Origin of the sequence: Catenibacterium sp. RTP21428st1_D7_RTP21428_210409 (assembly GCF_040227455.1) — a bacterium.
Classification (GTDB): domain Bacteria; phylum Bacillota_I; class Bacilli_A; order Erysipelotrichales; family Coprobacillaceae; genus Catenibacterium; species Catenibacterium mitsuoka_A.
This window is the reverse complement of sequence record NZ_JBEHVX010000113.1, coordinates 1-6603: the sequence shown is the minus strand read 5'-3', so window position 1 is coordinate 6603 and position 6603 is coordinate 1. Positions and strand designations below refer to the sequence as shown.

Below are 6603 nucleotides of genomic sequence, written 5' to 3'. Positions count from 1 at the left end.
TTTTTGGGTTTGGATATACGAAAAAGAGCTGTAACGCTCAAGGTAGTAGTAAATACTACCTATTCGTTACAGCCCCTACTCTACATGTTCTACAACTTTTTTTAAACGTTTTTCAAAATCACGTCTAAAAAACATAACAATGGCATTGCATCCTAAACATTTAATTTTAATATCAGCACCCATTCTTACAATCTTCCATTGATTTGATTTTTTACATGGATGTTGTTTCTTCATTTCTACAATATCATTTAATTGATAATCCATAATTATTCTCCTTGATGATGATAAAATGCTTCTATAGTATTTTGTAATAACATTGTAATCGTCATTGGTCCAATTCCTCCTGGAACAGGAGTAATTGCATAAACTTTATCTTTCACATCTTCAAAGTCAACATCTCCACAAAGTTTATTAGTTTCATCACGATTAATACCAACATCTAAAACAACGGCGCCTTCTTTAACATAGTCACTATTGATCATTTTAGCACGACCAACAGCTGCAATTAAAACATCTGCTCTTTGACAAACTTCTTTTAAATTTTTTGTTTTACTATGAGCGATTGTTACAGTAGCGTTTTTTTGTAAGCATAAAAGCGCTACTGGTTTTCCTACAATGTTACTTCTTCCCACAACAACAACTTCTTTTCCTGTTAAATCATAGTTGATTTCATCTAATAAAACCATCATTCCTTTAGGTGTACATGGTACTAAACTTCTTTGTCCTAAAAATAACTTAGCCACATTTTCTGGATGAAAACCATCTACATCTTTTGATGGATCAATGGCTTCTAAAACTTTATCTTCATTAATATGATCTGGTAAAGGTAATTGTACTAAAAATTCCATCAACTGTTTCGTCTTCATTTAATTGTTTGATTTCGTTTAAAAGTTCTTCTTCACTAAAAGTTGCATCATGTGTAATTTTTAAAGAATCCATTCCTACATAAGAACATCCTCTTTCTTTATTTCTAACGTATACTTGACTTGCTTGATTTTCCCCTACTAAAATAACCGCAAGTTTTGGTAAACGATCATATTTATTTTTCATTTGTTCAACTTCTTCTTTTAATTGATCCTTGATCTTTGTTGAAATCTCTTTTCCACTAATAATCATAATATGTCCCCCTCATATTATCTAGGATTATATAGGAAGAAACAGGTAAATTCAATAAAAAAGGTATAAGCCTAAGCCTATACCTCATCATTATTCACCTTCATGTTCTAAAGTGTTTTTTTCATATACTTTAAAGAATGGATAGTACACAACCACAGAAATAGCAATCAATACGAACATGAAAATAACATTTCTAATATCCAATGCTGATAAGAACCCTTGTGCAAAGAATGGTGTAAATGATGGATCGACAATATAACCTAATGAAACAAGTCCCATACTTTGAACAAGATAACCAAGACCTGCCGAAAGACATGGCATGATTAGAAACGGAATCGATAAAATCGGATTTAGAACGATTGGTGTTCCAAAAATAATTGGTTCATTAATTCCACATATACCAGGCAATACACTTAAACGTCCAATTGAACGAATATGTTTTGATTTTGATTTACACATTAATAAAACAAGTCCTAATGTATTTCCTGCCCCACCTATCAATACATATCTAAACATTTGTAAGTTAATTATAGCTGTTGGTGCTTTTCCTGCATTAACAAGTTCTGCATTTACCCCAGTATTTGCAATACATAAAGCAAAAACAATTGGGAAGACAATAGAAGAACCATTAATTCCAAATAACCATAAAATATTTGAGAATAAATAAATTCCCATAAACATCCAAATATTATCTACACCTGAAATAGCTGGTGTTAAAATTGACATAATAAAATCTGGTAAATTTTTACCTGTTCCTGCCATTAAAGCAACATTTAAACCATAAATAATAATAATATTAGCAGCAAGCGGTAATAAACTATTTACAAAATCAGTAACTGCACTTGGTACACTTGCTGGAAATGAAATAACAAGTTTACTACTTACAAAACGTGAAATTTCTACTGAAACTAAAGCAATAATAATAGCAACAAATAAGCCATCAGCTCCTAAAAAGCTTGTAGAAATACCACCATCTTTTAATGGTGCAGACACCATTAAGAAAGTACACATAGCAATAATTCCATAAACAGCTGATTTCATTTGATAGCTTTCTGCTAAACAATAAGCAATACCAAAAGCAGAAATTAAGCCAACCAATCCCATTGTGTAATTATATGGTAATGTAAGTACATCATAGTTAGCAACCGCAAATTGTTTCCAACCTATTAAAGCTTTTAAAAAGATGTTTCCTGTATGTAAATCGACTAAATCTAAATTAATTGGTGGATTCGCAACAATCAAAAATAATGATCCTATAACGATTAATCCAAGTGGCATCATCATTCCTGATGAAATTGCTTGTAGGTGTCTTTGTTGTGCGAGCTTATTTGCAAAAGGCTCTAATACCTTCTCTAATTTTTCTATCATTCTATATTCCCCTCAAAATATAATTTATCTATTAAAATTGCCAACCATTAAATGTAAAGGCTGTATCTACGACATTTTCTGGATCGTATTCTTCTAAAATTTTTGCATAACGTTCTTTATAATCATTATCTACTTCCATTTGTGGAATAACTTTACTTGCTTCATGTAAGAAATGGAAAGAATCACGTCCCATTGCTTTTCCTCTTACTGTATGCTTATCTAAAGCAACATCAGGAATTTCTGGGAATTTACCCATCGCAAATGATTTAATACAAATATTTTTTAATAAATCGCTTGAACGATCTTTTTGACAGCTACATAAGTAACGAATTGCATGAATGAAATACATTGGTTGATCACCATCTGCATATTCAAAGTTTTTAGACATTTGATAGAGATTATTGACTAGAACTGCAGCCATTGGATCTCCCATTCCAATATCTTCTACTGAAATTGTAAGTAAACGTCTCCACATTTTTTCTAATAATTGTGGTGAAGAAATATACATTTCATAAGCAAACATACATGCATCTTCTTCTTTGGCACGTCTAATTGATTTTTGCAAAGCAGAAATAACCTCATCTCCTGCATAGCCATTTTTTGTAACGATTTTTGACCAAGGGTCGTACATTGCTTTTGCCATTTTTCTTGCTCCTTTATTTTTTCTATGACATAATTATTGTGAGGTGAAACTTATGAATATTGATCATTTAAAAGATAAATTTGATTTAAACGAATTAGAAGTCTCTTTATTGGAATATATTAAGAAAAATCAAAAACAATTGAAAAATATTACCATTAGACAAATGGCAAAAGATAATTTTACATCAACTTCTGCCATCTATCGTTTATGTAATAAATTAGAATTTAGTGGTTATAGTGATATGATTTATCATCTATCTAGCAACACTCATAATAATGCTCCTGCTCAAAAATACGAAAACTATTTACCTCATTTTATTCAATTATTAAATAAACATAAAAATAGTAAAATCGTTGTTTTTGGTATGGGATTTTCAGCTCCAATTGCTGATTACATTTCACAAAGATTAACTCTTAATGGCTTTTGTACCATGAGTGTTGTTCATATGGAAATGTTGAATGCTAGTTTTCAAGACTCAACCTTTCTCATTGTCATCTCCAATTCAGGAATTACAACAAGGCTTGAAGAAGTTGTTGAAACAGCTAAAAACAATCATATTGATATCATTACTTTCACAGGTAATGAAAAATCAAAAATAAGTCAGTATTCCACTTTACCTATTATCATCGGTCACTATAATCCTTTTTATCATGATAATCTTGTTCCAAACGCTTTCTTTGGACAAGTTCTCATTATTTTTGAATCTCTTCTCTATTCTTTTTTGTCCTCGAAAAAATAATATACTTTCATGTCTTCAATTAAAATAATTTTTGAATACCCATATTCCACAGGCAATTATCAAAATATGAAATGACAGTTTCAATTATGTTGGCATTTATATATAAAAAATGATTTCAATAATTGGATTTACCTGTTGATTATGGGTAATTAAAAAATAATTTGACAAGACAAAAAAACATGTTTCCATTTTTGAAACATGTTTTTCTTTTTTACTATTTAATATTTTCAACAATATGTCTTGCGACTAAGATACCATTTGCACCAGCTTGGGCAAGTCCTCTTGTAAGACCAGCACCATCACCAGCAACATATAAATCATCAATTTCAGATTCAAAACCATCTCTTACTTTTGGTCTTGCTGAATAGAATTTTGCTTCTACACCATATAATAAAGTATGTTCATTCGCAATCCCTGGTGTTACATTATCTAACGCTTCAATCATTTCAATAATTGATTTCATTGTATTGTATGGTAACACAAGTCCTAAGTCTCCAGGTACTGCTTCTGGTAAAGTAGGCTCTGTATATCCTTCTTTTAATCTCTTATATGTTGTTCTTCTTCCTCGTTTGATATCTCCATATCTTTGAACAATAACTGAACCATTTGATAATTTATTCGCTAATCTTGATATTTCATGGGCAAATTCATTCGGTTCATTGAATGGTTCACTAAATGTATGAGATACAAGTAAAGCAAAGTTTGTATTTTTACTTCCAAGTTTTGGATCATGATAAGCATGACCATTAGCAAGCATTGTTCCACTATGGTTTTCAATAACAACATGACCACTAGGATTTGAACAGAAGGTTCTTACTTTTGTTCCTACTGAAGTATTGTAAACAAATTTACCTTCATATAAGTTCTTATTAATTTCTTCCATAACAATATTGCTTGTTTCTACACGAACACCAATATCTACTTGATTATTATAAAGTTTTAATCCTTGATTTGATAAAACTTTTGTAAGCCATGCTGAACCATCTCTACCTGGCGCTAAAACAACTTTTTTAGCGTGAATTGTTTGTCCATTTTCTAAAACAATTCCTGTTGCATGATGGTCTTCTACAAGAATATCTTGAACAGATGTTTTAAATTGTAAATCCATATGTTGTTTTAATTCATTAGACATTTCTGTCATAATTCTTAAGTTTTCTTCTGTACCTAAATGTCTTACTTTTGCTCTTAAAAGTTTTAACCCAACAGCATATCCACGGTGTTCAATTTCTTTTACTTTATCTGTTGTTGGATCTGTAATTTCTTTAGTAGCTCCATGTTTTAAATAAAGGTTATCTACATAATGAATGACATCTTCTACTTCATCATTACTTAAGTAATCAGTTAACCAACCACCGAATTCACTTGTAATATTAAATTTACCATCAGAGTAAGCACCCGCTCCACCAAAACCATCAGTAATAGAACACGCTGGGATACATCCAGGTTCACGATCTTTATGAACTGGACATTGTTTGATCTTTTTATCTTTAATAGGACAATGTCTATTCATAACGTCATGTCCTTTATCTATAAGTAATACTTCTAATTCAGAATTTTTTAAATATAATTCGTAACATGTCATAATTCCTGCTGGACCTGCACCAACAACGATTACATCATAATTTTCTTTCACTTTTTTCTCCTTCAATTTCCAAAAACATCCAAACCTTTCACATTATAGACGACTCTTTCTTATATCGCAAGTATTTACATGTTTTTTTATTTCGCAAAATGTTTTTATAGTTGATGAAAGATTGGTTTCATTTTTTCAAATGTACAAAAAGAATCAAAACCTGTTTCTTTTAATAATTCTTTTGCTTCATCAATATAAGCTCCTAAATGTTCTGGCTTATGACTATCACTACCAATTGTAATAATCTTTCCACCTAATTCTTTATAAAGCTTTAAAATATCTCTCGAAGGTGTTGAATCCTTTAAACCATAACGATGACTTGAAGTATTAATTTCAATACCTTTACCATCTTGAATCACAGTTTTTAATATTTCTGTAATTATTGATTTTATTTTTTCAAAAGGATAATTGCCAATTTCATCATAACGTGTCATCAAATCCAAATGACCTAACACACTATAATTTTTATACTTTTTAACCACATTCAACATTTCTTGATAATAACCTTCTATATATTCTTGTTGTGATTTTTCTTTTTGATAATCTTGTGTCCAAAATTCTTGATCATTGACTTGATGGATAGATAAAATGATAAAATCAAAATCATATTGTTCATAAAGTTTTTGATAACGTGGTATTGTATGAACTTGCACGCCAAATTCCATACCTTGTCTAATTGTAATGTTAGGATATTTTTTTCTTAAACTTTCAATTTCTTTAAAATACTTTGGATAATCTACATTTACTTGCGGTTGTCAGTAAAGGTACTCTATCGGACCTTCATCCCAATCTTTTTTGATTCCATAATCCACATGATCTGTAAAACAAATCTCGTCCATCTTCATCTTAATCGCATCTTTAATGACATCTTCCATTAAATAAGTGCTATCATCACTATAATTTGTATGTACATGATAATCACAATACATTTTATCATCACCTCATCTTATTTTAACAAGTTTATAAACACAAAAAAAGCCTCTCGGCTCTCTTTGATATATAATTGGGAAGGGAATATGAAAAACTATTTTGAATACCCATAATCTACAGGTAACGATTTAAGAGAAGTGTGGAGCAGAAATATTCAGGATATAGACTATTTGT

The 6603-nt window shown here is 30.3% G+C and carries 5 protein-coding genes and 2 pseudogenes; 1 reads left to right on the top strand and 6 read right to left on the bottom strand.

What is annotated here, in order from left to right; all coding sequences use genetic code 11:
• Nucleotides 1–75: 75 nt before the first annotated feature.
• From ABUA27_RS11705 to ABUA27_RS11690, 4 genes and pseudogenes are all read right to left on the bottom strand, one after another.
• Nucleotides 76–264, bottom strand: coding sequence for a DUF951 domain-containing protein (locus tag ABUA27_RS11705; RefSeq protein ID WP_349820764.1), 189 nt, complete (start codon nucleotides 262–264; stop codon nucleotides 76–78).
• 2 nt (nucleotides 265–266) lie between these two features.
• Nucleotides 267–1116 (bottom strand): annotated as a pseudogene (folD, locus tag ABUA27_RS11700) (bifunctional methylenetetrahydrofolate dehydrogenase/methenyltetrahydrofolate cyclohydrolase FolD).
• 90 nt (nucleotides 1117–1206) lie between these two features.
• Nucleotides 1207–2484 carry a PTS sugar transporter subunit IIC gene (locus tag ABUA27_RS11695; RefSeq protein ID WP_287968292.1) on the bottom strand — a complete coding sequence of 426 codons (1278 nt, stop codon included), beginning with the start codon at nucleotides 2482–2484 and terminating at the stop codon, nucleotides 1207–1209.
• Nucleotides 2485–2515: 31 nt separating this feature from the next.
• Entirely contained in the window at nucleotides 2516–3127 is a 612-nt protein-coding gene (locus ABUA27_RS11690) for an AAA family ATPase (protein ID WP_032090968.1), read from the bottom strand.
• Nucleotides 3128–3179: 52 nt separating this feature from the next.
• Here ABUA27_RS11690 and ABUA27_RS11685 point away from each other — a divergent pair, with 52 nt between their 5' ends.
• Entirely contained in the window at nucleotides 3180–3866 is a 687-nt protein-coding gene (locus ABUA27_RS11685) for a MurR/RpiR family transcriptional regulator (protein WP_287846745.1), read from the top strand.
• Between the two features lie 214 nt (nucleotides 3867–4080).
• Here ABUA27_RS11685 and ABUA27_RS11680 read toward each other — a convergent pair whose 3' ends face one another.
• Both ABUA27_RS11680 and ABUA27_RS11675 read right to left on the bottom strand, forming a co-directional pair.
• Nucleotides 4081–5499, bottom strand: coding sequence for an NAD(P)/FAD-dependent oxidoreductase (locus ABUA27_RS11680; RefSeq protein WP_281073060.1), 1419 nt, complete (start codon nucleotides 5497–5499; stop codon nucleotides 4081–4083).
• A gap of 104 nt (nucleotides 5500–5603) precedes the next feature.
• Nucleotides 5604–6428 (bottom strand): annotated as a pseudogene (locus ABUA27_RS11675) (histidinol-phosphatase HisJ family protein).
• Between the last annotated feature and the right edge of the window lie 175 nt (nucleotides 6429–6603).